This window comes from Pseudoalteromonas sp. GW168-MNA-CIBAN-0100 (genome assembly GCF_040309225.1).
GTDB lineage: Bacteria > Pseudomonadota > Gammaproteobacteria > Enterobacterales > Alteromonadaceae > Pseudoalteromonas > Pseudoalteromonas arctica.
The window spans coordinates 134620-158945 of the sequence record NZ_JBEOOL010000007.1 but is presented as its reverse complement, the minus strand read 5'-3'; the positions used below and the strand labels follow the sequence as shown (position 1 = coordinate 158945).

22 protein-coding genes and 1 tRNA gene are annotated in these 24326 nt (G+C 38.4%); 4 read left to right on the top strand and 19 right to left on the bottom strand.

The features are described 5' to 3' along the window. The first annotated feature begins 58 nt into the window (after positions 1-58). The 3 genes from AAEY62_RS06290 to AAEY62_RS06280 all read left to right on the top strand — a co-directional run bounded on the left by AAEY62_RS06290 (position 59) and on the right by AAEY62_RS06280 (position 3298). Positions 59-1507, top strand: a complete 1449-nt coding sequence (locus AAEY62_RS06290) for a dihydrolipoyl dehydrogenase (RefSeq protein ID WP_350634729.1) — start codon at positions 59-61, stop codon at positions 1505-1507. A gap of 144 nt (positions 1508-1651) precedes the next feature. After that, positions 1652-2584, top strand: coding sequence for a DHH family phosphoesterase (locus AAEY62_RS06285; protein ID WP_024609032.1), 933 nt, complete (start codon positions 1652-1654; stop codon positions 2582-2584). A gap of 120 nt (positions 2585-2704) precedes the next feature. Continuing rightward, a complete protein-coding gene (locus AAEY62_RS06280; RefSeq protein WP_350634728.1) occupies positions 2705-3298 on the top strand; it encodes a DUF4303 domain-containing protein in 594 nt (197 codons plus the stop codon). A 77-nt stretch (positions 3299-3375) separates the two neighbouring features. Here AAEY62_RS06280 and AAEY62_RS06275 read toward each other — a convergent pair. The 17 genes from AAEY62_RS06275 to rppH all read right to left on the bottom strand — a co-directional run bounded on the left by AAEY62_RS06275 (position 3376) and on the right by rppH (position 19617). Beyond that, positions 3376-3450: transfer RNA gene (locus tag AAEY62_RS06275), tRNA-Arg, on the bottom strand. A 72-nt stretch (positions 3451-3522) separates the two neighbouring features. Continuing rightward, positions 3523-4191, bottom strand: coding sequence for a FlgO family outer membrane protein (locus AAEY62_RS06270; protein WP_101163255.1), 669 nt, complete (start codon positions 4189-4191; stop codon positions 3523-3525). 7 nt (positions 4192-4198) lie between these two features. Further along, positions 4199-4891, bottom strand: coding sequence for a FlgO family outer membrane protein (locus AAEY62_RS06265; RefSeq protein WP_007583141.1), 693 nt, complete (start codon positions 4889-4891; stop codon positions 4199-4201). A gap of 13 nt (positions 4892-4904) precedes the next feature. Beyond that, positions 4905-5498 carry a FlgO family outer membrane protein gene (locus AAEY62_RS06260; RefSeq protein ID WP_007583140.1) on the bottom strand — a complete coding sequence of 198 codons (594 nt, stop codon included), beginning with the start codon at positions 5496-5498 and terminating at the stop codon, positions 4905-4907. Positions 5499-5554: 56 nt separating this feature from the next. Next, positions 5555-6184 (bottom strand): SPOR domain-containing protein, encoded by a 630-nt coding sequence (locus tag AAEY62_RS06255; RefSeq protein ID WP_024609028.1) that lies wholly within the window; start codon positions 6182-6184, stop codon positions 5555-5557. A gap of 10 nt (positions 6185-6194) precedes the next feature. Beyond that, positions 6195-9092 carry a hypothetical protein gene (locus AAEY62_RS06250; RefSeq protein WP_350634727.1) on the bottom strand — a complete coding sequence of 966 codons (2898 nt, stop codon included), beginning with the start codon at positions 9090-9092 and terminating at the stop codon, positions 6195-6197. A gap of 34 nt (positions 9093-9126) precedes the next feature. Then, positions 9127-9957, bottom strand: coding sequence for a fimbrial biogenesis chaperone (locus AAEY62_RS06245; protein ID WP_350634726.1), 831 nt, complete (start codon positions 9955-9957; stop codon positions 9127-9129). Between the two features lie 9 nt (positions 9958-9966). Then, positions 9967-10449 carry a DUF4402 domain-containing protein gene (locus AAEY62_RS06240; protein WP_350634725.1) on the bottom strand — a complete coding sequence of 161 codons (483 nt, stop codon included), beginning with the start codon at positions 10447-10449 and terminating at the stop codon, positions 9967-9969. Between the two features lie 3 nt (positions 10450-10452). Continuing rightward, the gene (locus AAEY62_RS06235; RefSeq protein WP_350634724.1) at positions 10453-11055 is read right to left on the bottom strand and encodes a DUF4402 domain-containing protein; all 603 of its coding nucleotides are present in this window, start codon (positions 11053-11055) and stop codon (positions 10453-10455) included. Between the two features lie 115 nt (positions 11056-11170). Beyond that, positions 11171-11725 (bottom strand): SPOR domain-containing protein, encoded by a 555-nt coding sequence (locus tag AAEY62_RS06230; protein ID WP_350634723.1) that lies wholly within the window; start codon positions 11723-11725, stop codon positions 11171-11173. Positions 11726-12097: 372 nt separating this feature from the next. Beyond that, the gene (locus AAEY62_RS06225) at positions 12098-12781 is read right to left on the bottom strand and encodes an SPOR domain-containing protein (protein WP_024589988.1); all 684 of its coding nucleotides are present in this window, start codon (positions 12779-12781) and stop codon (positions 12098-12100) included. Between the two features lie 342 nt (positions 12782-13123). Beyond that, positions 13124-14002 carry a UTP--glucose-1-phosphate uridylyltransferase GalU gene (gene galU / locus AAEY62_RS06220; RefSeq protein WP_007583126.1) on the bottom strand — a complete coding sequence of 293 codons (879 nt, stop codon included), beginning with the start codon at positions 14000-14002 and terminating at the stop codon, positions 13124-13126. Between the two features lie 23 nt (positions 14003-14025). After that, complete coding sequence (locus AAEY62_RS06215; RefSeq protein WP_350634722.1) at positions 14026-14877, bottom strand: thymidylate synthase; 852 nt, start codon at positions 14875-14877, stop codon at positions 14026-14028. Between the two features lie 10 nt (positions 14878-14887). Then, positions 14888-15691: a prolipoprotein diacylglyceryl transferase gene (lgt, locus tag AAEY62_RS06210; RefSeq protein WP_007583122.1), complete on the bottom strand. Its 804-nt coding sequence runs from the start codon at positions 15689-15691 to the stop codon at positions 14888-14890. A 13-nt stretch (positions 15692-15704) separates the two neighbouring features. Further along, entirely contained in the window at positions 15705-16514 is an 810-nt protein-coding gene (locus tag AAEY62_RS06205) for a sulfite exporter TauE/SafE family protein (protein WP_290293156.1), read from the bottom strand. Positions 16515-16604: 90 nt separating this feature from the next. Beyond that, entirely contained in the window at positions 16605-18869 is a 2265-nt protein-coding gene (gene ptsP / locus AAEY62_RS06200; protein WP_007583118.1) for a phosphoenolpyruvate--protein phosphotransferase, read from the bottom strand. A gap of 229 nt (positions 18870-19098) precedes the next feature. Beyond that, entirely contained in the window at positions 19099-19617 is a 519-nt protein-coding gene (rppH, locus tag AAEY62_RS06195) for an RNA pyrophosphohydrolase (RefSeq protein ID WP_002958704.1), read from the bottom strand. A gap of 684 nt (positions 19618-20301) precedes the next feature. Here rppH and mutH point away from each other — a divergent pair. Then, positions 20302-20973, top strand: coding sequence for a DNA mismatch repair endonuclease MutH (gene mutH / locus AAEY62_RS06190; protein ID WP_350634721.1), 672 nt, complete (start codon positions 20302-20304; stop codon positions 20971-20973). A 191-nt stretch (positions 20974-21164) separates the two neighbouring features. Here mutH and eno read toward each other — a convergent pair whose 3' ends face one another. Continuing rightward, entirely contained in the window at positions 21165-22463 is a 1299-nt protein-coding gene (gene eno, locus AAEY62_RS06185; protein ID WP_024589994.1) for a phosphopyruvate hydratase, read from the bottom strand. A gap of 112 nt (positions 22464-22575) precedes the next feature. Further along, on the bottom strand, positions 22576-24210 hold the full coding sequence (gene pyrG, locus AAEY62_RS06180; RefSeq protein WP_010553216.1) for a CTP synthase: 1635 nt from the start codon (positions 24208-24210) through the stop codon (positions 22576-22578). Between the last annotated feature and the right edge of the window lie 116 nt (positions 24211-24326).

Here is a 24326-nt window from a genome sequence, read left to right as displayed (position 1 = left end):
CGTTAGTAGGTAAAAAATAGGGGCTTTTATGCCCCTATTTATTAGAGGAAAAAATACGATGAAAGAATTGCAAACCGATGTTGTTGTTATAGGCGCAGGCACTGCTGGTTTAAGTGCTTATCGTAATGCTAAACAGTTCACACAAAATGTATTAATGATCGAATCAGGCCCATACGGCACCACATGTGCACGTGTTGGTTGTATGCCAAGCAAGTTATTGATTGCAGCCGCAGAAGCTGCACACGCAATTGAAATGGCTCCTGCATTTGGTGTTCATAGCTCAAAGCCAGTCATTGATGGCAAAGCAGTTATGGCACGCGTTAAAAGTGAACGAGATCGTTTTGCAGGATTCGTAGTAGAAGCCGTAGATGAATTACCAGATGGTGATAAAATTCGTGGTTACGCTAAATTTTTAGACACAAACCGCATACAAATAGACGACCACACAATTATTACAGCAAAACGCTTTGTAATTGCCACCGGTTCACGCCCTTCGTACCCTGGCGTATTTAATAACTTTGGCGACAAACTTATTATAAACGACGACGTATTTGATTGGGATGACCTACCAGAATCAGTCGCTGTATTTGGCCCTGGTGTAATAGGTCTTGAAATTGGCCAAGCACTTAGCCGACTAGGCGTAAATGTAAAACTATTTGGTGTAGGCGGCGCAATTGGCCCACTTACAGACCCAGTAGTAAAAGACTATGCAAATACTGTTTTTGCTGAAGAATTTTTTGTAGATACCGACTCAAACGTATCTGACATGATGCAAGTTGGTGACAAAGCACAGCTAACTTACACCGACAAACAAGGTGAAAAACACACCGAACAGTTTGACTACGTACTTGCAGCCACAGGCCGAGTACCTAACGTAGATAAACTAGGCCTTGAAAACACCGGTATTGAACTTGATGAACGCGGCGTACCGCACGCAGACACACACACAATGCAGTGTGGTGAATCGAACATATTTATAGCAGGCGATGCGAGTAACATGCTCCCATTGTTACACGAAGCATCAGACCAAGGTGCTATTGCAGGTCAAAATGCCGGGCGCTTCCCAGATGTGCGTATAGGTCTGCGCAGAGCTAAAATTGCAGCTGTATTTAGCGACCCACAAATAGCAATGGTAGGCGAAAGCTACAAGCAAATTACCGACCGTTTAGGCCCATGTGGTTGTTTTGAAGTAGGCGAAGTCAGCTTTGAAAACCAAGGCCGTAGCCGAGTAATGCTTAAAAACAAAGGTCATATGCGTGTATATGCAGAGCAAGGTACAGGCTTATTTTTAGGTGCAGAATTTATTGGCCCACAAGCCGAACACATCGCTCACTTACTAGCATGGGCTGTACAAAACAAAATGACCGTACCAGAAATGCTTGAGATGCCATTTTACCACCCAGTAATTGAAGAAGGGTTACGTACCGCCCTTCGCGATTTAAACGCCAAACTTAAATTTGGCCCAGACATTGTAAATTCATGTATGGAATGTGGCCCAGGCGCATAAACTATTTGCCACACATACAAACTTGCTAGCAAAAGCCAAAACTAACGTTTTGGCTTTTTTTTATAATTTTTTTAAGCTGACCTCTCAAAAAAAAATTTAGCTGTTACACTTAATTGGTAATTCAATTAAAAAGATGGAATAGCTATGCCCAATAATAAATTTAGACTAGTCACTCGCAGCGATTTTGATGGCTTAGTTTGTGCCGTATTGCTTAAAGACTTAGACCTAATTGACGATATTTTGTTTGTTCATCCAAAAGACATGCAAGATGGCAAAATAGACATTACCGAAAACGATATTACGACCAACCTCCCCTACGTTGCAGGCTGTCACATCGCATTTGATCATCACCTTAGCGAAACCGTTCGTAACTCAAGCGACATAAAAAATCATATTATTGATCCAGAAGCCCCATCAGCAGCTCGCGTAGTTTATGACTATTATGGCGGCGCTGAAAAACTTCCAAATATTTCTGTTGAAATGATGGACGCGGTAGATAAAGGCGATGCTGCTCAGTTTTCAAAAGACGAAATATTAAACCCAACCGATTGGGTCTTAATGAACTTTATTATGGATGCGCGAACTGGACTTGGCCGTTTTCGCGAGTTTAAAATTTCAAATTACCAATTAATGATGAAACTGATTGATGCGTGTAAAGATCAGAGCATCGAAGAAATCCTACAAATGGAAGACGTAGCCGAACGTGTTGCTTTATATAACGAGCATAACGAAAAAGCCAAAGAGCAAATTTCTCAATGCGCTACCGTTCATAAAAACTTAGTGGTTCTTGATTTAACCCAAGAAGAAACTATTTACGCCACAAACCGATTTGTTATTTATGCAATGTACCCCGACTGCAATATTTCGATTCATAAAATGTGGGGCCTTAAAAAACAAAACGTAGTTTATGCCGTTGGTAAATCAATCACTAACCGCAGCTCAAACACCAATGTTGGCGAACTGTGCCTTAAATACGGCGGTGGTGGTCATTTAAATGCAGGTACTTGCCAAGTAGAAACAAGTAAATCTGAAGCCGTACTTAGTGAGCTAATCGATACGATTACAAGTGATGGCTAATATTAACTTACAATAACCAGAGTCATATAATAGCTCTGGTTATTTTATTTTAGTAGAGTGAGCTTTAATCGATCTCTTTTTCATATAAATTTCTGTAATAATAAAAGAAATAATGACCTCATGTTAGATACTAAAAACTTCGAAAAAACACTTTATCAAGATACCAAAAAAGCGTTTAAAAACATTATACAAAAATACGGTAACGATCTTTATGTAATGGGCTTTTACCACACAGGTAGCTACTCACTACTTCCAATGTTTAATACCTTATCGGATTTAAAAAAAGTATTTGAAGAAGAGTACGGCAATGATGTAAGTAGTTTTTACATGGCTAAATGGAATCCAGAAGACTACCCCACGCTTGAGGATTATTCCGAATACTTTGATGAAACAACTCTAGAGTGTCAAAAACTAGAAAACAGCATTGATTTGTTTCAATCAGATATAGAAGCAATGGATAATTGGCATCAATGGCTTACAATCATGGAGAAAGTGCTCATACAATTAGATACCGAAGGAATATTTTCAAATGGTATCGAACGCGAAAAAATTACTTTAGCAATACTCGCCTATAATGAAGAAGAAAGTATTCAATTTAAAAGAATCAAACGACTTAACCCACCAACTGTTCTAGCACAAATTCAAACTGACTTTGAAGCCATGATTACAGAGCGTGAAAAATGCGAGCAAGAAGCTTTAAACGCCTTCAATTAAAAAGTGCAACACTACTACATATACGATATACACAAAGTATAAGGGAGGGAGGTTAAAATATAACTCATTGATTTTATTGGTAGCCCCTGCAAGAATCGAACTTGCAACTGCCCCTTAGGAGGGGGCCGTTATATCCATTTAACTAAGAGGCCACAAATAAGCTGTGTGCTTAGAAGTGTGAATTATAACGGCATCTGGTTTTTTATATCAAGCGACAACTGAACTTAATTGCTTGATAAGTATATATCTTCTTTATTTAGTACATAAATTGGGATTAGTTTTCGACTACTCGCGACGATTTTTTTTGTATGCGCGTTAATTACACGTGTATTTACAACAACAGCATCATGGCGATAAATTAATGTACCCGCTAATACATGGCTCGCCATTTGCTCTTCGCTAAGCTTTTCAATATCGCGCGAAAAAGCAAAATCACCACGGCTATTTACATCTATTGTTTGGGTTGTTTTAAAATCAACCACGCCATAACCAAACTTTTGTAACTGATGAATTAACGTCTCAGATATTTGATTACCCAATTGATTACTTTTAGTAAGCGATGAATCAAGATCGACCAAGGTAGTAACGGCAATATTAATATTGGCGTTGGTATCACTTTCAAACTCAAGCGTATCAACCAAATCAAGCGCCATTTGCTCTACATAGTTAGCAAGTGTTTTATGGTGCTGAAGTGGTGTAAATTGATTGCCGTTAGCATCATCTTGAGTTGATTTTTGCTCGGCTGTTTTAAGCATGCTTGCTAAGTCATAATTTACTTGTGTGGTTGAAGATGCATTCATTTCAGCACTTTCATTATTTTGAGTAAAGGCACAACCAGTTAAATTAGCTAAAGCAAAAAAAACGATAAAGCGGTTAAATAATTTACTATACATAATTATCTCACTTGCTTGCTTGTTTTAACATTATGCCATCAGTGCGATAGCTACTATTAAGCGCATCAACAACTGACTGTGGAATAAACCCTTGTGCAGAACCTACCACGGCCTTACTTTCTAGCCCAACAATACGTGCATTAACAAGTACACCACCTTGATGGTTTACAAGCGTACCGGCTAGTACATATTTAAAGTTTTGATCTTGATTTAGCTCTAAATAGTCGCGACTAAATACAAAGTCGCCTGTTGAGGTAACACGCATATAATCAGTTGTTTTAAAATCAATAACGGGTACACCAAAGCTGTGTAATTCATGCATGAAGCTTTCTGCAATTTGGTTTCCTAGTAAGCTACCATCGTTGTAGTCTTCATCTAAAAAAATAAAACTCGAAACAGCTAACGGTGTTTGTTCACTTACATACTGTAAGTTTTCAACCATGTCTTGCATTATGCCGCGCACATAATGGTTAATATTTTTGCGCATTGGCGGTGTTGCTTTTGTGTAGTTATCTTGTGGAGCCATTCCTGACTGAAATAAGTTATCGTCAGAAACAGGCGCTGCAACGTCGCGTTGGTTACTCACCAGTTGGTTGCTTTGCTCACTTTGTGGTGTTGTGGTGTCTGTATTCATTGTGCCTAGTATTTGAGAGCAACCAAAGCCCAGTGGTAAGCATAATGTAATTAATAGGTTTTTCATTTTGTGCTCCAAATTAGTATTCGCTTCGGTATAAAAGTCCGTCACGCTGCTGAATTTTCTCATTGCCCCACATTACATTAATTGGGATCTCGGTACTTCCCGCAGAGAGCACCTGTTTATTTTCTATATTCACAAGCCGTGCATTAACTATGTATGCATGCTGCTGACGAGTCACTGTTCCTGTGATAACTAAGTCAATATTTTGGCGATTACGTAATTTACTTAAATCGCGACTTAAAATACTGTCTGAGTTTTCTGATAAAGAGAGGTTATTCCCAAGTCTGTACTCAACGGTGTGATAACCCAGTTGAGTAAATTGTGTAAGCAGACTTTCTTGGATCTGCTGACTTAAGCCTGAGGCCTGCCCTGTCACTAATTTTGTATCTAGTGCATCTGCATAAAAGAAGCTACTAACGCCAACACGTGCATTAGCATTTAATGCTCCGTTTAGGTGGTTAAGTTGCGACGTTAAATTAACTACATAGTCATTAACCGTAAAAGGAGCCATGGCTGCTTTAGGTGCATCTGTAGGCACACTTGGTTCTGGCGGCGGCACCAAGTTACAAGCAGCTAAATTTAAAAATAATAAAGGCAGTAAAAGGCGCATAATTGCCATCCTCTTCAAAACATACTGAGGATGAAGCAATTTGTATGCCGACTTAACTATTGTGCGATAAAGGGCTGATCTACGTAATAGCTAACTAAACAATTTATATTTTGGCTCTTTAATTTTTGACAGTCAGCCATAGCGTTTTTTTTGTCTATGTATGCGCCTAGCTTTAAACGGTTATACATAACTCCTTTTACATTTATTGTTTCAACATTCATCACAAAGTTATCGCCTAGTAAGCTAGGAAGCTTTTTTTGTAGTTGCCTAAAAGCTAAAGAGAGTTGTTCTTTTTGCGTTATTGAAAGCACTTGTAAAGCAAATTTAGGATCAACTGGTTTTTTTAATTGTAAATTGGAGCGATTAATTTTGTTGGTATGAACGATTTCTGCTTTTATTACTGGTGCGTTTTTCTGCTCATTTTCTTTTGCAATTGTATTGAGTTGCGATATTAGTAAGCTTAAGTCTTCTTCAATAAGTAATAAACGCGCAAGTTCTGGCTTCATATTTTGCCACTGCTGGGAGCTTATTTTTAAAGTTTCAAGTTCTTGCTTTGTTATTTTTACGTAGCTTTTTTCGTCAGTTACGTTGGTCTGAGTAGCACTTCCATCAATTGCTTTATTATTTGCACAACCATAACTTAGCAACATTGCACTGATTAAAAATATACATTGAACTCTTTTCATCCTAATTCCTTTAATGGAGTATTTTATGTGTTTCAACAACACACTTTAATCCTTGCGCTTTTACTGAGTCGCATACAGAAATAAGCTCTGGCGAACTGTTTGTTGCGTACGCTAAGGCTAAAATAAATTTATTTTTAGCTTTATCATGCATATAAAAAGCTTCTTGCTGCTCTATTCGTGGTGCTATTAAACGGTAATAAATTTTTAAGATATTTAACGAACTAAAACTTCCTGCATTGGCAATGCTTCCAGTTGTTGCACTGAGCGCCTTTAACGTTAAATCAACGCCCATTACTACATCTCCTTGAGGCGATAAATTAACTGTTATATTTTGAGTGTTTTTTAGCTGCTTGCGTTGTTTATATTCATCATCAATTACTGCTTTATACTGCCCCGGTTTAAGGTCTGTAAATAAATAATAGCCATCATATGCTGCTTGAGTTTGTGCAACTTGATCCCCTTTCTCATTCAACAGCGCTATATTTGCAAAGGGTTGGATCTGTGTTGTATCACCTTTTTGTTGATAAACAACTCCCTCCACTTCACTTGCATTATTTAATGCGAAGTCCATATACTCTACAAAACCAGCCCTTGGGGTAATAGAAAAACCCTCGTTAGCTGGTATTAAAAACGGATCTTCAAAACTATTTCTATCAAGTATTATATCTGTTGTACGATTTGCTGGCATTGAAGTTAATAGCGCAACGCCATGTTCGTCTGTAATTGCTTGACGATAATTGTGAACGCCTTTTACTTTTACGCCGGCAACGCCGTGCTCATCATCATCCATAATACCGTTATTATTTTGATCTAAGAATACGCGTAACATTAAGCTACCCGTGTTAGTTAAGCTGCGCTTAGAGACAAAATATGTATTGTGTTCAACATCAAAACCTAAGCTAAAACGGCTATAAATACCGAGCCGCCAATCATCGTTACTGTTGTAGTTTAAGTTACTCGTTAAACTAAACTTGTCGCTTTGCCAATTGAGCCCTAATTCGGCCGATTGGATATTATTACGAAGTGAATCAGTTAAAGTAAGTTCCGCTTGTAAATCTCGGCCCAAGTTGCGGCTAAACTCAGCCTCGTAACTAACAAGCTCACTTACTGGCGATATACTATAATCTATACCAAACCTTGTGTAGGTTCTCCCAAAGCGCTTTTGAAAACGTGTTGTTCCAAAAGTACTCTTAGAGCTATCGTCTTGTTGCCACAGCAATTGGTTACTTAGTGCAAATCCTGAATATGAGTAGTTGAACTGGTTGCGTACTTGTTTAAAACGCCCTCTAATATCACTATCGTCATATAGGACGTTATTTTGATAAGAAAGGCGTCCATAGGTATTATTCATTAGCCCACCAGCTAAATTTATTTGGTAGCTGTTAAAATCTTGCTGCTGTTCGTCGGTACGATTTGTAGCGCTAAAAAGTAGTGATTGTTCGGCAATTTGAGTTCGGGCTGTAAATTCAAATTCTTGTTCATTGTTATTATTTTTTTCAACATTCGCATTTAATAATAATCGGTCAAATAAGCTTATGTTGGTACCAAATGCATACTTAAGTAGATCGTCATCTGTATTTTTTTGACCTGATGTAGCAGTGTATACAGATATATTATCTGTAAGCCCTTGCTCATATCTACCCGCAATTTGCCAACCCTGCCCCTGCGAGCTTGAAACATTGTTATTTAGTAACTGCTTACCTTGTTCAGTAACCGACAATTCATAGTGACCTTGTCCCTGCTTAAGTTGATTTCCGTCCACAAAGTAATAATCACTTTTACGCTCAACTTGACCTTGAGGCCCATAAAAAATAAGCTCAAAATTATTAGCTCCAAATAATAGGTTTATATTATCAAAAATATAACGCCCATCTGCGAGGCTAAGCTGCTGGTCTATTAATATTTCATTACGATACAGCTCTACATCCCAACCTGGCTGTATAGCACCGCTTAAGTTAACTTGATTATTGACTATTTTTCTATTGGTTACATTATTAGAAACTTTAACACCTCGGGCATACTGACTACTGTAGCTATTACCCACTTGCGTGGCGATAACATCACCAAAAGATATTTCAGTAGGCATGAAGCTGTTTTTTATTTCTTTGTCTAAGTTTTGCTTTGTAAACGTTAACCTAGAGTTGGTAAGTAAGTCAGTACTTCGTCCAGACAAAAAATACTCTGCAGATAAATACGCAAAGTCTTGAGTGCCTAAAAGTGAATAGTTCGTAGAATGTCTATCATCGCTCGCGGTAAAATTTAGTTGTAAGTCGGCAACCGGAGAAGATAGCGCTTTATATGGGCTAGCTTTCCATGGCAGCGTAGGTGGCGATCTTTTGTTAGGTGATTTAAGGTTGCGCGACTGTCTGTATCTTTGTTGTTCAACCGGTAAGGGGCTCTCTGAGCTTATAAGTAATTCTAAATCTGGGTAATCAATATTAAACTCTAGATTTAAAGCATTATGTAAACTTTGAATATCTACATAAATATCATCTTCAATGGTAATTTGATTTTTTGCTAATAAGTAGCTCTGTGTAGGACTAGTAAATACAGCGGGTGTAACCGCTGCATTTAGAAAAAGAGGTTGTTGATTTGCTCCAACACCTTGAGCAATTCGATTGCTAGCATCAACATTCATTGCAAATTGTAGAATATCAAATAAGTCGCTTAAACTAACTTGTACACTTTGCTCGCTTTTAATTGCTGCAACTTCACCTAAGTAGTATGAGTTTAAATAAAGCGAAAGTATTAATAACTCGCCTGTGGCGATTCGCTGTTGCTGATTTTCTTTGTTTTTATAATCAATTACTTCAACGGGCTTAGTTAGCTTTAGTTCAATTGCGCGTAGTGTTGTTAAAGCATCCCCCACGGAAGAATTGGGATTAGCTATTACACTATTACTAAGCAAACTACTTATGCTTAGTAATAGTGCATACAATAAATTATTTAGCGTCATTCACAGTTAAAACATTAAGTGATTGTGAAGTTAAAGGCAGAGTGTATTGTGCAAATGTAAGGTCTTTATATTCTTGACTACCTTCATATTTAAAAATGACTTTTCCTGCTTTATCTAAATTTTTGTCACTAAATAAACTAAGGGTTACAAACGCATTATCTACTTCTGGATAAATACTTAAATTACCAATTTCTGCAATTTTAACTTGCTCGTTATTACTATCAACAAAGTAAGCACTTAATTTACCGTAGCTACTAAACTTACCTTCTCGTTTTATATTCAATAAAAACTGAGGACGTTGATTGCTTTCATTTAGCACTAGCTTAGCTTGCTCTATGGCAACTTCTGGCTGTTTCATGTCTTTACGTAACAAAATAGGAATGCTGTAGCTCATAATCATATTAACTTTTATTGAGCTTGTTTTATTAGTATTTTCACCAGGCAATGCTTGAAATAGAAGATGAGAGCGGTACTCACCAGAAGCTAGGCTTTTAGGTTTACGTATTGCTATTTTTACTGTTTGTTTTTCACCAGGTGCTAAACGCATTTGTTTTGGTGACAAACGTGCCATTGAACTTAAACTTTCGCTTGTAGCCTCTGCCAACTGTATGTAGCCACCGCTAGGTTGCGCTTGCTTCTCACTCCATAAAACACGATATGTTTGATATTCATCACCCGTATTAATTACGGTAACTTTAGCGGTTCGTTGACGTTCATCAAAACTAATACGGGTTGGAGAGATAAGTAAATTTGCGTATGCATTTTTTCCTAAAATACATACACTCAGTGCGAGCAGCACTACAACTTTATAAAACATGTTTTTCCTTTAGTAATCAATCGTAATTTCTAATTGGGTGTCAGTAATAAAACTACCATCTAAGTAACTTTGGCTAGTCCCTGTCGTTATTAAACGGCCACCTACTTTGAGTAAAAGCTCTCCAAATTCATCGCTAGTTTGCGTTCTTGGTAAATCCACTAATACAACCGAAAACTTGGCACTATTAGCTCCAAGTACTTCACTTTGCAATGTAGAGTCACTCATTTTGTTAAACGATATTTGAGTAAGCGGAGGTAAATCGGTAAATAAAAGTTCTGCGGGATTCCCCTCAGTTAATACGTAAATACTACCAAATGTGGTTATTTCACCATCGTGGTTAATCGTGATAGAGCTTAAAGTATTATTTTGAGGGATAACTAAAGTGCCAAAATTAAGCGCTTCTTGTTGTATGCTTGCGCTATAGGCTTGCTCGCTAAACATTAACGAAAGCCAAGCAGAAGCATACAAAAAACGCATTGTTTGTTTAAACACTAATTAATATGACACTTCAATATTAAAGCTACCAGAATACTCACCATCAGGGTAATCCACACTTGATGCGTTTGATGAAGTAGAAAGAGTCGCGCCTATATTAAATGATACAGCGCCATCAGCACCAGCTTGTAGGTTAGGAGTACCCTGCGTATAAAGCGCTCCTGCATTTGTTCCGCTCGTTATAAAGTAAGTCCAAGCATCTACAGTAAAATCAGGTTCATTTAAGCCTTGGCCAGCTAAGGGTAGTATTAAAGTATTTACTGGGTCGCTAATGGTTAAAATAGAGTTTGGTACTACATCTGACACACTAAAAGCACCCGCTTCACCACCTTCAATTATTGAGATACTCGCAGCGTTACCAGTTGGATTATCTTGTGAAGTAACAGGGCTCGCAGCTGGATCAGGATTAACTGTCAGCGTTGCTTGTTCGGCGCCTAATGGATCTGAAATAGCACGAATAGTACCAAAATTTAAATCGTTATCTTTTGTGAGTATTACAGCATTTTGTACTGTTACTTTCGCTTCAAATGACTCTGTAGCAGCATAAGTGCTAAACGAGCTGACCACGGTGGCTACAGCTAATGCAGATAAATAAAACTTCATGCTAAATCCTTATAAGAAAATGGGCTTTATCAAATATTTGCCCAACTATAGTTAGTATCGACTATTAGTACAAATACTTTAATACTATATAAGTTTAAAAAGCCTAATTTATTAATTATATTGGTTTTCCGACAAAAGCAGCAATATTACAGACTTGATCAAGCTGATTAGCTAAATAACAAAACGCACTTACTTGAGCATCGTTTTTAAATGGACCTACACGTAATCCATACAAAGTCATATTATTATTTTTACGTTCAAACATAGTAAAATTAAATTGAGTAAATGCACTGGGGTATAATTGCTTAAGCCTTTCGACTCTTGCTTTAACAAGCTCTGGCTTTAAATACCAACCAAGCTGTGCTCCAATTTTAGTTTCATCTGTTAAGGTGAGTTCTGAATTTTGTAAGTTTGGTGTTTTTACTTCGGGAGTGTTATTTAGTGCCGTCGGTTCCAAATTCTGTGAAGGCTGATTACCATAGGTGATATCGGTTTTATTTTGCATGAGTAAAGGAGGGTTTTCAGTTAATTCACTTCGAGACGATAACGCCATAATTAACAGCTGTAAATCATCTTCCATAGCAGTTAAACGACCAATGCTTTCTTGCTGTAAGTGCCACTGCGAAACATACTCTTTTACTTGTTTATCAGTAATTAAAGAATGCTGCACGCTCTCGTTATTTACAGTTGCGCTGCTACATCCATATAAATAAAAAGATAAGAATAAAACTGATATTAAATGACAAGACTTAAAATACCGCATTGCAAAATGCACTCTACTAACCAAGATAATAAATCAAAGCAAATTTTGCGCCACTTTATAGCAACTTTTTTAATTAAGTAGTCTATTTTGAGGTAAGAAAAGCCATATCGATAACAAGGCAAAATTTCATCATTTAGTTGGTATCACTAATTGTTGCTGCATTGCTCTAACTCCGGCATACATGCCGTCGTATATCAAAAATTATTAGCGAAGTTAGCGTCAGGTCTAATCCTTCAAATTGATTAGGTATTATTGTAGATTGATATTACATGCTGTGCGCTAAAGCTTTACTGGCTTATCAGTGTAGTTACTTACTATGCAATCGAGTTTGTACAGTTTGAATACGTCACAGTCTGCTTTTGCATTTTTAAAGTTTTGGTAAGAGCCAAGTTTCAGCCTGTAAAACATTTTGTCGTTTATTTTGGCGGTTTCTACGTTAGTCAATATTTTGTCTCTAAACAACGGCGCTGCTTTAGCATTTAGCTCTTGCCATGCTTTAGCCACACCTTGCTCTGAGTCAACCGAAGCTACTTGCAAAGCAAATACATGTTTAGGTGTATTTAATTTTACAGTTTGTTTTTTATCACTGTAGTTTTGTTTAGCTTGTTGGCGTGACTTAACATTACGTGTGTTTCGTGGTGAGCGTACAGACTTACTGCTGTACCCTTGATTAGACTGCGCAATAGCTTTGCTGTTTATAATATCAATATGATTTACGAGGTAAGTTATTTCTTTTTCTAATCTTAAAATTCGCTCTATGCCTTCACGAGCTTGTTGCCACTGCATTGCGGCATCTTTTAGCTGAGCAAGTTCAAGGGCTGTAATTGATACGTAGTCAGGCGAGTTACTTTGAGGTTGTTCATCAATGGTTTTTATTTCAGGCGAGACGCTGCATGCTGTACCAAATAAAAGCATTAGCAAGCTAAGTAAAAGCCCAATGTTATTTTTTTTATATATAAACATGTATTAGTTGTCCTGAAAGCAGTGTTTTTACACTACATTTCAGTTAAACATTCTCACAAGAAAGCGTTTAACTTTATTTAAGCTGTGAGCCATAAAACTAGCTCTTCGCATGCTTGTCAGTGTTTCGTAAAACACAACGTTGCATACTCCATCCCTTCCTTGAGAGCATTATTTAATACAAATTCAATGCCAATTAACACAAACTTTACAACATAAATAACAATATGTCTGTAATGACTTAAAAACTTTTATTTTAGAGCTATTCCTTTTCTAATTTTGATCCTGATAAAACTCATAAAAAAAGGCGCCGATATAGGCGCCTTTCATGTTTTACGTTAACTGTTAAATCAATTTTTTAATAAATGATTTTAATTCATCGGCAAATTCATCGCGACGAAGTGCAAATTCAATCGTTGCTTTTAAGTAACCAATTTTACTTCCACAATCGTGGCTACGGCCTTTTATAGCGTATGCATCTACTTTTTCGTGTTCCATTAACATCGCAATTGCGTCAGTTAATTGAATTTCGTCGCCTGCACCTTGCGGAGTTTTTGCAAGTAACGGCCAGATATTTTCGCTTAATACGTATCGACCCACTACAGCTAAGTTTGATGGAGCTTCATCTACTGGCGGCTTTTCTACCATATTAAGAATTGGCGAGCTTTCACCTTGCTTTAAGTCAACATCACCTAAATCAACCACACCAAACTGGTTCACTTGTGCCATTGGTACTGGTTCTACCATAATTTGGCTGTGCTTAGTTTTCTCAAAATTAGCGATCATTTCTGCTAAGTTATCTTTTTTAAGATCGCTCTCTACATCATCAATAATTACATCTGGTAAAATAACTACAAACGGTTCGTTACCAATAATAGGCGCTGCACAACTAATAGCATGGCCTAAGCCTTTTGCTTCACCTTGGCGTACGTGAATAATGGTTACGTCTTTAGGGCAGATTGCTTGCACTTCGGCAAGTAGTTGCCGCTTAACACGCTTTTCTAAAGTAGCTTCTAGTTCAAAACTTGTATCGAAGTGATTTTCGATTGAATTTTTACTTGAGTGCGTTACTAACACTATTTCTTTAATTCCTGCAGCAACGGCTTCGTTTACTACATATTGAATTAAAGGACGGTCTACCACTGGAAGCATTTCTTTAGGAATTGCTTTAGTGGCTGGTAACATACGAGTACCAAGGCCCGCTACTGGGATCACTGCTTTCATTTTATGTTTTCCTTAATCTTTTATTATACTGAAAATGGATATTGAATCGCTTCATGGCATTGATAGCCTGTTACTTCAAAGTCGTCTCGTGTTACCCACGTTTCTATGTCTTCTAATGATGTAATTTTTGGATTAATTTTTAACTGAGGTGACGCAAATGGCTCACGCGTTAACTGCACGTCTCGCATCAGTTCAAGTTGGTTTTCGTAAATATGTGCATTAGCAATTTTATGATACGCCTTACCAGCTTTGTGGCCGGTAATTTGAGCCACTAACGCAAGCAACACAAAACACTGAATTTGATTGAAATTAAGGCCAAGCGGTACATCACAGCTTCGCTGGTATGACGTTAAGTATAGCGTATCGCCAAGTAGTGAAAAAGTGTGCGTATGCATACACGGGCGCAAACAACCAAGCTCAAACTCACCTGGATTATAAAACGTGATTATTTCACCACGGTCATCAATGCCATTTTTTAAGTTATCAATAACTTTGGAAAGCTGATCAAGCGTTGAGCCATCTGGACGTTGCCAACCACGGCCTTGTACGCCATAAACACGCCCCATGTCATCCTCGCCTTTACGGTGAGGATTATTAAGCCATGCATTGTTATCATTTGCGTTAGCATCCCACGTTTTACAGCCAATCTCACGAAACTGCTCAGCGCTGTCGTAACCACGTAAATATCCTAGTAACTCAGCAATCGCTGCTTTGTAGTAACTTTTGCGCGTCGTGATCATCGGAAACTTATTATTAGCCACATCGTATTCTAAATCGGCATTAATAACGGTTAAACAACGCGTACCTGTACGTTTGTTTTCGACCCACTGACCTTCGTCAACAATACGCTGACATAATTTTAAATATTGTTTCATGCTTTTCTTATTATGCCTTAGCTGTTTTAACGTGTTGTGGTTGCTTATATGCCCAAATTAATAAACCTAAACCACCCACTATCATAGGAAGTGAAAGTATTTGTCCCATTGAAATAAAGTCGGCAAATAAACCTAGTTGTGCATCGGGTTGGCGGAAATATTCAATACAGAATCTAAACACGCCGTAACCTAATAAAAATACACCGGCTACGCTGCCTGCTGGACGTGGTTTTTTAATAAACCATTGCAGGATTAAAAACAGCACTAAGCCTTCAAAAAATGCTTCGTATAACTGCGATGGGTGACGCGCAAGCGGACCGCCCGTTGGAAATACCATTGCCCATGGCACATCGGTAACTCGGCCCCATAACTCACCGTTTATAAAGTTACCAATACGTCCAGCTAAAAGCCCTACAGGAACCAGTGGTGCAACAAAGTCGCCTACTTGAAGCAGTGACTTTTTACGCGTCCACGAAAAAATTGCAACGGCGGTTATAACGCCAAGTGTTCCACCATGGAACGACATACCGCCCTGATCTATCCTAAATAAATACAGTGGGTTTTCTATAAAATAACTAAACTGGTAAAACAATACGTAGCCAATACGCCCACCTAGTATTACCCCTAGCATGCCGTAAAACAGTAAATCGCTTACTTGGTCTTTAGTCCAACCCGAATTTGGCTTTGACGCTTGACGATTAGCAAACCACATCGCAAATGCAAAACCTATTAAGTACATTAAGCCATACCAACGTACGCTTAGCGGTCCAACAGAAAAAATAATTGGATCAATTTGAGGAAACTCAAGTGCCATAAAAAATAAACCTTTAGCTAAAAACCATTTTAATTGCGATAACTACAAGCAGCACCGCGAAAACTTTCTTAATTGTATTAACAGGTAAATAGTGAGTTGCTTTGGCGCCAATGGGCGCAACAAACCACGAGGTAATAACAATCCCAAATAATGCAGGTAAATAAACAAACCCGGCAAAACCACGCTCTAAATCGGTAACATGCCAGCCTGCGCTGATGTAACCAATCGAGCCAAATAATGCAATAACAATTCCGCACGCTGCCGCGCAGCCAATTGCTTTTTTTATATCAACCGAAAAATAATTAAGCATCGGTACTATTAAAGCTCCGCCGCCAATCCCTATTAAACCTGATAACCCGCCCATTATTGCAGAAACGCCCCCTAAAATAGGACCAGCCGGCAACGGTTTTTCTGACATCGGTTTATTACGCGCGGAGAGCACCATTCTTGCTGCAATAAATACAACACTTATAGCAAACACTGTACGTAATATTTGTTCAGGGATTAAACTTGCTGCAAAGCCACTAATAAGTGCACCTAAAGCCACACCCGACATAACCCACGGGGCGATTGCCCAAGGCACATTATCATTTTTATGATGAGCCAGCGCTGAAGACGTTGAAGTAAATAAAATAGAAGCGAGTGAGGTTGCAATAGCAATTACTAATACATGATCAGCCGACGTTACATTAAATGAGAGTAGCAGAGTGGTTAGTACTGGAACGATAATTAAACCGCCGCCAATGCCTAGTAACCCAGCTAAAAACCCAACAATACAGCCTAGTAGTGCGCAGCTTGCGACTAACAAACCTAAGTCATACATAGTAATCTCAAATACCCTTTTAAGGTTTATATATTAAAGGATTATAAAACTAATAGCATCTGTGTATTGCAATTAATTAGGTGTACAAGCTTATTTTGGGGTGTAAAACAAATCACCTAATTTATGCTCTAGCATAAAGCTTCGCGTTAAACGTAGTACTTGTTTGGCTGTGGATTGCGCTAAACATTCACTTAGTAGTTGTTCCATGTCACTGACATTTAAACGCCTAAGTACCCACTTCACTTTATTAAGCGATGATAAATTCATACTCAGGCGTCTGTAACCCATGGCAATAAGTAAAATAGCTCCTTCAGGATCGCCGCCTAGTTCACCACACAAACTAAATGGCAGTTCATATTGCTCACATTCGTGCGCCACTTTATTTAGTACTCTTAGTACACCTGGGTGATAAGGGTTAAAAAGTTCGGCTACACGTGCATTAGCCCTGTCTACTGCTAATAAATACTGTGTTAAATCGTTACTGCCTACTGAGCAAAAATCGACTTTTTTTGACCACTCTGGAAGCATAAATACACTTGAAGGTACTTCCAGCATTATTCCTATGTCGGGTCTTTCTATGGTTTGCTCTGGGTATTTTTCACTTAACTCAAAATAAGCCTGTTCAAATAACGCAAGTGACTCATCAACTTCTTCAGTGCCACTGATCATAGGGAGCATTATTTTTAAATTACCCAAACCAATATTTGCTTTAAGCATCGCTTTTAGTTGATCTAAAAATAACTCTGGATGATCAAGGCTAATACGAATACCACGCCAACCTAAAAATGGGTTTTCTTCGGTAATATTAAAGTAATCAAGTACCTTATCGCCCCCAATATCCAATGTACGCATAACCACAGGATTTGGATGGTAGCTAGTTAGTACTTCTCGGTACCAATTTTCTTGCTCTGATTGCGAAGGAAACTGACCCTTTTGCATAAACCACGCTTCGGTTCGATAAAGCCCCACACCGTCACAAATATGCGCGCTACTTTGCTCGGTATTAAGCTCAAGGCCTGCGTTTAATAATAAGCTAACATGTTCACCGTCAAGCGTAATTGATTCTGAGTCTTGCTCAGCTAAAAAGCGGTTATTTAGTAGGTTATCTTGATGCTGTAACTCTGTGTATTCGTCCATCAACATTTGCGAAGGCGATATATATAAACGCCCAGCAAATGCATCTAAAATCATCGGTTTGCCATTAAACTGCAGTAGAGGTAAATCCTCTATACCCCAAATAGCAGGAATGCCCATCGCACGCGTTAATATAGAAGCATGGCTATTTGCAGAGCCATTTACGCTTACAACGCCTGTTAAATGACCTTTTGGCACTTCAGCAAGCATGGCGGGTGTTAAGGTATTAGCAATTAAAATAGTGTTGGCCGGATAATTTTTAACAGCGTGCTCGGTATTTACAAGGTGGTGTAATACGCGAAGACCAATGTCTTTAACGTCAACAGCACGCTCTTTTATATAAGGGTCTTGCATGGCATTAAATTGAGATATTAAACGCTCTATTACAATTTTTAGGGCGCTTTTAGCACACCAGCCTTCTTGTAATTGCATTTCAACATTATGCCCTAAACTTTTAGCATCAAGCAGTTGTTGATACACATCAAATACCGCAAGAGCTTCGTGCGGAATAGAATCGCTTAGCGTCATCGATAGGGTATTAAATTCTTTGCGCGTTGCAGCTACAGCTTGAGTAAACAAACGACGCTGCTCAGTGACGTCACTGTCTTTTAAAAGCTCAATAGATTTAAAATCAAGTTTTGGTAATACAACAAATGCTTGTCCTATACCTATTCCTGGCGCGCTCGATACACCTTTTAAAACAGACGTTTGATGAGATGACTCATCTTGGCGTAGTATTTCTTTAATTTCAGCATGCGCTAACTGTGATGCAAGTTGAGCAGAAAGCGTTATTAAAAACGACTCTTCGTCTTGGCTAAATACACGTGCCATTTTTTGTTGGACAACAATAACGCCCAGTACTTTTTTTTGATGAACAACGGGTACAGATAAAAAAGCGTTGTAGCCTTCTTCGTTTACTTCGGGGGAGAGCTTAAAACGAGGATGCGATTTAGCAAATGCAATATTAATAGGTTCTTCGCGTTGCGCTACTAGGCCAACTAAACCTTCGGTAAAACCAATTCTAAACTTACCTACCGCATCGGGATTTAGCCCTTCGGTTGCCATAAGTACAAAATTGTCCTGGCTGTAATCTGCAAAATAAATGGAGCAGCACTGGGTTTTCATGGCATCTTTAACCATTTGCACAAAGCACACTAATGCGCTGTCTAAATTCGCTTGTCGCGATACAGACTCCGCAATAGATCTCAGTGTAGCCAGCATGTCCTGCTCCTTTATTTTATACTTAACCTGAACTCTGGTTAAGAGATTTACTAACATATTGAATCATGGTGATATTTAACTTTATTTTCTCTAGCCAGAGATTTTCAGTGAAAACAAGGCGAACTTACGCGTCAATAGCTGGCCTATTGCAAGTAAATTCAACGTAGTTAGCGCTGAAAATAGCTGCTCGAGATAGATTTATTATCCAGAGTTCAGGTTACCTAGTTAACTACCTTTTACTTCGCCAATGATCTTTATGTTGTTCTCTCTTATTAAAAGGCATGGCGAAAGGAGCAAACTCTTTCATTACACGTCGATAAACATCCCGTTTAAACGATACAACCTGTCTTACAGGATACCAATAACTTACCCAGCGCCAATCATCAAATTCAGGATGATGGGTTTTAAGTAAATTTACATCTTCGTCTTTACAGCGTAATTTTAGTAAAAACCATTTTTGTTTTTGCCCAATACACACCGGACTAGAGTCTCGGCGGATTAATCGTTTGGGTAATTTATAGCGTAACCAATGTTTTGAGCTTGCGACTATTTCTACATCTTCTGGTCGCAACCCTACTTCTTCGTGTAATTCACGGTACATGGTTTGTTCTGCAGTTTCGCCATCATCAACACCACCTTGGGGAAATTGCCAAGAGTGTTGACCATAACGTCTGGCCCAAAAAACCTGTCCCTGATTATTGCAAATCACAATTCCGACATTGGCACGAAAACCTTCGGCATCAATCACCTTAGTGCCTCATTTGTAAGTCGATTTTTAATGATTGTTCCACATTAGCCGCAATACGGCAAATACTATTATACCCAAGCCAATTAGTGAGCTAAGTTTGAGCTTTTAGTATGTTGATAAATTAATAGGGAATAGGTAAATATTTAGAAAATAACTCAGCAAAGCTATTGCGGTTCTTGTTTTCCTCTAGTTACTCACAGTTTGTGCATAACTTTTGTAAAACACGCTCATTTTGCAAACAAATCCACAATATTAGATCTAAAAACTTGGCTTCTCCACAGATTCTGTGGATAAACATGTTCATATAGTTGTATTTATCCTTACAACTTTTAAATTGCTTAATCAAAACTGAATGTACAACATTAAAAAAACCAACTGAGTCAGTAACTTAAAGTAAAGCAGCTTAATTTCAATATGTTCAAAATTAACACAAACAACAAGCGAGCAAAAAACACACAACTCTAGAGATATCCAAGGCTTAGCCTATTTGCTATCATGGCTATGATATTTATACAACCGAAATTAAGAATACTGATTACGTTGAATTGATATTTATAATCGCAATAAAAAGTAGCTCAATAACAAAAAACTATCATATGCAGTTTCTCCGCATAAGTAATTTCAACGTAGTTAGTGAGTTATTAAACCTCTATAATATTCATATTTTAATAAAATTGGCATGACATGCGACCTACAAAACCACACTCAATTAACGATTTAATGCAACGCGTTAATAATATTGCCGGATTAACTCTAGGGCAGCTTGCTAACAAGTATAATTTTAAAACGCCAGATGATTTACTGCGCGAAAAAGGTTGGACTGGTCAGTCAATTGAATACGTACTAGGTGCTACTGCGGGCTCAAAACCACTTCCGGATTTTGAAGATTTAGGAATTGAGCTAAAAACACTCCCTATTTCCTATAAAGGTAGGCCACTGGAAACTACGTTTGTATCGGTTACACCTTTAATGAACGTTACAGGAATGACGTGGCATACCAGCTCTGTACGTAAAAAACTAAATCATGTTTTATGGCTGCCAATTTTAAGCGAACGTGATATTGCGCCGTTTGATAGAACCATCGGCAGCGGCTTTTTATGGCAACCCTCACCTGAACAAGACGCTTTATTACAACGCGACTGGGAAGAGCAAATGGAGCTAATTGCACTAGGTAGAGTCGACGAAATATCAGGCCATTTAGGCGATGCGATGCAAATACGCCCTAAAGCTGCTCATAGTAAAATAGTGACTGATGCTATTGGTCCAAATGGGCAAATAATTAAAACCCTACCCCGTGGCTTTTACTTAAAAACCAGTTTTACAGGTGATATTTTAAAACAGCAGTTTCAGCTTTAACTGTGTTATAAAATATTAATTGTTGAGCCATTTTTGTGGTACCCTCTTTTCGCACTGCGTGCGCGCGCCAGCAGCTTAACGCTACAACTTATTCTCATCTCTTTGAATAAAAGTATCAGGCATAAAAAACCCCCGCTTGTGCGAGGATTTTATCATCTAAAATTAAAAATTAGATTCTATATAAAATAGAATTACTGACCTTTAACTTCTTTAAGACCGTTGTACGGTGCTTTATCACCTAATTGCTCTTCAATACGTAGCAATTGGTTGTACTTTGCAACACGGTCAGAACGGCTCAATGAACCTGTTTTAATTTGACCTGCAGCAGTACCAACAGCTAAATCAGCAATTGTTGAATCTTCAGTTTCACCAGAACGGTGAGAAATAACAACAGTAAAACCAGCGTCTTTAGCCATTTTGATTGCAGCTAAAGTTTCAGTTAAAGAACCGATTTGGTTAAACTTAATTAAGATTGAGTTAGCAATACCGTTGTCGATACCACGTTTTAAAATCTTAGTATTTGTTACAAATAAATCATCACCTACTAATTGGATTTTATCACCCATTAGTTTAGTTTGATGTGCAAAGCCATCCCAATCAGACTCATCAAGACCATCTTCAATAGAAACGATTGGGTACTGATTAGTAAGATCTTGTAAGAAGAAGTTAAATTCTTCAGAAGTGAATTTTTTGCCTTCACCCTTAAGGTCGTAGATATTTGCTTCTTTGTCGTAGAACTCAGATGCAGCACAATCCATCGCTAAAGTAATATCTTTACCTAGCTCGTAACCTGCGTTTGCAACAGCTACTTTAATTGCAGCAAGAGCCGCTTCGTTAGATGCAAGGTTTGGTGCAAAACCACCTTCATCGCCAACCGCTGTTGAATGACCATCAGCTTTAAGTACTTTAGCAAGGCTATGGAATACTTCAGCACCCATACGTAGGCCTTCGCGGAAGTTTTTAGCACCAACAGGTTGGATCATGAATTCTTGAATATCTACAGAGTTATCTGCATGTTCACCACCATTGATGATGTTCATCATTGGAAGTGGCATAGAGTAAACACCTGGCGTGCCGTTTAAGTCAGCTATATGTTCATAAAGCTCAACTTTTTTAGACTGTGCAGCTGCTTTCGCGGTTGCTAGTGATACAGCTAAGATTGCGTTTGCACCTAATTTTTCTTTATTTTCGGTACCGTCTAAATCTAGCATCACTTTATCTACAGCGCTTTGATCTAATGCACTTTGGCCTTTTAAAGCATCAGCAATTTCGTTATTGATATAACCAACTGCTTTTAATACACCTTTACCTAAGTAACGTGATTTATCACCGTCGCGTAACTCTAATGCTTCACGAGTACCAGTAGATGCGCCTGAAGGTGCTGCTGCACGACCCCAAGAGCCATCTGCTAAATGTACGTCTGCTTCAACAGTTGGGTTACCACGCGAGTCCATAATTTCGCGACCGATTACTTTTACGATTTCTGACATCTTGATTCCTCTATATTCCCAAAATGGTGAGTTCAGCTAACTTTACTACGTTTTATATAGCTTAGTCAGCCCTTAAAACAAAAAAGCCGTGCAATATGCACGGCTTTTAAAATTACGAATTCGCTTTTTGGTGGATATGCGCGGCTGCTACAAACCCTTCAAACAACGGATGACCATCACGTGGAGTTGACGTGAATTCCGGGTGGAACTGCGCGGCAATAAACCATGGGTGATCTTTATTTTCGATAATTTCTACCAGTTTTTTATCTTCTGATAAACCAGTAAAGCTTAAGCCTGCTTTTTCAAGTATTTCTACAAAGTTATTATTTACTTCGTAGCGATGACGATGACGTTCAACAATTTCGTCGCTGCCATATACTTCGCGTACTTTAGAACCTGGTGTTAAATGACATTTTTGTGCGCCTAAACGCATAGTGCCACCTAAATCAGATTTTTCGCTACGTGTTTCAACATTACCTTCAGCATCTAGCCATTCAGTAATTAAGCCAACTACTGGCGCTTCTGAATTTGCATTAAACTCTGTAGAGTTTGCATCCGTTAAGCCTGCAACATTACGTGCATATTCAATTAATGCTACTTGCATACCTAAACAAATACCTAGGTATGGTACTTTATTTTCACGTGCGTATTTAGCCGCTAAGATTTTACCCTCAACACCACGTCCGCCAAATCCACCTGGTACTAAAATAGCATCTAAGTGTGAAAGTAATTCAACACCTTTGTTTTCTAAATCTTGTGAATCTACGTATTGAATATTAATTGTTAAACGGTTTTTAAGGCCCGCATGCTTTAATGCTTCGTTAACCGATTTGTACGCATCTGGTAATTCAGTGTATTTACCAACCATACCAATTGTCACTTCACCCGTTGGGTTAGACTCTTGATAAAGTACTTGTTCCCACTCAGCTAAATCAGCTTCTGGTGGATCTAAGTGAAAACGACGACATACGAAGTTATCTAATTCTTGCGTTTTTAATAGCGCTGGAATTTTATAAATGCTGTCTACGTCAGGTAATGAAATAACCGCTTTTTCTTCTACGTTTGTGAATAATGAGATTTTTGCACGCTCATTATTAGGTAGTTTACGGTCTGAACGACAAATAAGAATATCTGGCTGAATACCTACTGAGCGTAACTCTTTAACAGAGTGCTGAGTTGGTTTTGTTTTAACTTCACCTGCAGGGCCTAAAAATGGCACTAACGTTAAGTGAATAAATAGCGCGCGTTCGCGGCCAATTTCAGTTCCCATCTGACGAATTGCTTCAATAAACGGTTGTGATTCTATATCACCTACAGTGCCGCCAATTTCTACAATAGCAATATCATAACCTTCAGCACCGTCGTATACACGTTGCTTAATATCGTTAGTGATATGTGGAATAACCTGAATAGTAGCGCCTAGGTATTCACCACGGCGCTCACGACGTAATACGTCTTCATATACACGGCCTTGTGTGAAGTTATTACGACTAGTCATTTTGGTACGAATAAAACGCTCGTAGTGACCTAAATCAAGGTCAGTTTCTGCGCCGTCTTCTGTAACGTAAACTTCACCGTGTTGAATTGGGCTCATTGTGCCTGGGTCAACGTTGATGTAAGGATCCAGCTTTAAAATGGTAACATTTAAACCACGGGCTTCTAAAATAGCGGCCAGTGAAGCTGCGGCAATACCTTTACCCAACGAAGAAACAACTCCGCCAGTAACGAAGATAAATTTTGTACTCATGCGAACCCTAGAATATCAGGAATTAAAAGGAATATAACACCCAAAGAAGAGCCTAAGGGTATATCATCAAGACGGGGCGAAATTGTACCAAAACACTGCTTATCAATCCAGCTAAA

Coding starts and splice junctions, on each gene's coding strand:
- pyrG (WP_010553216.1), bottom strand. CDS start 24,210: ATGAGTACAAAATTTATCTTCGTTACTGGCGGAGTTGTTTCTTCGTTG.
- AAEY62_RS06225 (WP_024589988.1), bottom strand. CDS start 12,781: ATGTTTATATATAAAAAAAATAACATTGGGCTTTTACTTAGCTTGCTA.
- AAEY62_RS06215 (WP_350634722.1), bottom strand. CDS start 14,877: ATGAAACAATATTTAAAATTATGTCAGCGTATTGTTGACGAAGGTCAG.
- AAEY62_RS06255 (WP_024609028.1), bottom strand. CDS start 6,184: ATGAAAAGAGTTCAATGTATATTTTTAATCAGTGCAATGTTGCTAAGT.
- AAEY62_RS06280 (WP_350634728.1), top strand. CDS start 2,705: ATGTTAGATACTAAAAACTTCGAAAAAACACTTTATCAAGATACCAAA.
- lgt (WP_007583122.1), bottom strand. CDS start 15,691: ATGGCACTTGAGTTTCCTCAAATTGATCCAATTATTTTTTCTGTTGGA.
- AAEY62_RS06235 (WP_350634724.1), bottom strand. CDS start 11,055: ATGAAGTTTTATTTATCTGCATTAGCTGTAGCCACCGTGGTCAGCTCG.
- AAEY62_RS06245 (WP_350634726.1), bottom strand. CDS start 9,957: ATGTTTTATAAAGTTGTAGTGCTGCTCGCACTGAGTGTATGTATTTTA.
- AAEY62_RS06270 (WP_101163255.1), bottom strand. CDS start 4,191: ATGTATAGTAAATTATTTAACCGCTTTATCGTTTTTTTTGCTTTAGCT.
- mutH (WP_350634721.1), top strand. CDS start 20,302: ATGCGACCTACAAAACCACACTCAATTAACGATTTAATGCAACGCGTT.
- AAEY62_RS06205 (WP_290293156.1), bottom strand. CDS start 16,514: ATGTATGACTTAGGTTTGTTAGTCGCAAGCTGCGCACTACTAGGCTGT.
- AAEY62_RS06260 (WP_007583140.1), bottom strand. CDS start 5,498: ATGCGCCTTTTACTGCCTTTATTATTTTTAAATTTAGCTGCTTGTAAC.
- AAEY62_RS06285 (WP_024609032.1), top strand. CDS start 1,652: ATGCCCAATAATAAATTTAGACTAGTCACTCGCAGCGATTTTGATGGC.
- eno (WP_024589994.1), bottom strand. CDS start 22,463: ATGTCAGAAATCGTAAAAGTAATCGGTCGCGAAATTATGGACTCGCGT.
- ptsP (WP_007583118.1), bottom strand. CDS start 18,869: ATGCTGGCTACACTGAGATCTATTGCGGAGTCTGTATCGCGACAAGCG.
- AAEY62_RS06290 (WP_350634729.1), top strand. CDS start 59: ATGAAAGAATTGCAAACCGATGTTGTTGTTATAGGCGCAGGCACTGCT.
- galU (WP_007583126.1), bottom strand. CDS start 14,002: ATGAAAGCAGTGATCCCAGTAGCGGGCCTTGGTACTCGTATGTTACCA.
- AAEY62_RS06265 (WP_007583141.1), bottom strand. CDS start 4,891: ATGAAAAACCTATTAATTACATTATGCTTACCACTGGGCTTTGGTTGC.